Genomic DNA, 1,534 nt, shown 5'->3' with positions numbered 1-1,534 from the left:
ACAACAAACGCTCCGTCTGTGCGTCCATCATAGGGGATCAAATATCACTAAAATTTTATCGTTTGCATAAAAAAAACATTTCGGTGCGAAATTAATTATGCTTCATTCTCTTCAAGAATTTTCTACACACTTGAAATGAAGTGGAACATGAAATGGTTGCTGCTCTAGTATCATTACATGCAGGTGTTGCTACAGTTTACAGCAGTGGGGACTTAAGCTCTCTTGCTGGAGTGTCAGCAATTAGCTCCATCGTTGTTACTAAAAATTCTCAAACCCCCGATGGTGATCCAGTAATTGTAGACTTATCTTCTGGATTAGCCGGGATTAGTGCACTTTCTAGTATTTCAGTTCAGAACGGAGCCACTGCTACAGTAGGTGGTGGAGTTCTTTCTGCTGGCGTAGCAAGCTCATTAAGTGTCAATGGCGGCATTCTTGATATTCAAGGCAGCGTTATTGGTGCCAACGTTTTAAACTCTATTACTGTTGGGCCAGCCGGTGGTGAAGTAAAAATTGAACCTACAGGTTTATCTGTATGCGTTTTGACACTACCTATTAATTTTATTGATTCCAATGGAAATTCAACAACAAAAATTCCCTCTAATTTTGTTATGGACTTTCCAAAAAGTAAATCTATTCCATCTTCATATGATCCATTAACAAATACAACAACAATTGGCGATGGAATTAGCCTGCTTGGCATTTTGGGCGCTGGTAGAACCATTGTACTATCTGGAGATCCATTTAATTTAAAAAATACAGGAACCCCTCACTATCCAATTTTAGATCCACTCCACCTTGGAAATCCTGTTTCTTATAGTAAAACATTTACTCAATCTGATGGTAATGGTGGTGTTATTACCTGTTTTCTTTCTAATAGCCTCATTAATACGCCTTCCGGAAACACGCCTGTTGAAGATATAAGTATTGGAGATGAGATTATTGCGTATGTTGACGGCGTTGCCACGCCCCGTCGCGTAACCTGGTCTGGTCAGGCACACTGCAACGTTCGTTCCCATCTTCCTGATGACGAGGCAGGTTACCCGGTCCGCCTTCTCAAGGACGCGATTTCAGACGGCGTTCCGTTCAAGGACATGCTGATCACGGCGGAGCACTGCCTGTTCTTTAATGGACAGTTCGTCCCAGCCCGTATGCTTGTGAACGGCCGTTCGATCTTCTTCGACAAATCCATCACGTCTTACGACTACTACCACATCGAAACCGAGGATCATTCGGTCATCATGGCCGATGGCATGCTCACCGAGAGCTATCTCGACACAGGCAACCGTCGCACTTTTATGCAAAAGGGAAATGTGGTTTCTATCGGCAGCAGCCGCAATCTGACGTGGGACGATGCGGCAGCACCGCTTGGGGTCAACCGTGAATTCGCAGAACCCCTATTCCGCCAGGCCGAAGCTCGTGCAGAGGCAGCGGGCATCGCACAGAAAGATGCGGCTCCAGAACTGACCGAGGATGCCGACCTTCATCTCGTCACAGACACAGGTGTGTCTATCCGCCCTGCCCGTGAATACAACGG

The 1,534-nt window shown here is 45.5% G+C and carries 1 protein-coding gene; it reads left to right on the top strand.

Annotated features, from left to right (window positions below; translation table 11 throughout):
* Positions 1-152: 152 nt before the first annotated feature.
* Positions 153-1,534: Hint domain-containing protein (locus tag LOC54_RS12180; RefSeq protein WP_279314046.1), on the top strand; the 1,382-nt coding region annotated here is incomplete at its 3' end.

The sequence above is a fragment of the Acetobacter sp. AN02 genome (genome assembly GCF_029759835.1).
Taxonomy (GTDB): domain Bacteria; phylum Pseudomonadota; class Alphaproteobacteria; order Acetobacterales; family Acetobacteraceae; genus Acetobacter.
The sequence above is the reverse complement of the archived record's forward strand: the minus strand, read 5'-3'. Positions and strand labels throughout refer to the sequence as shown.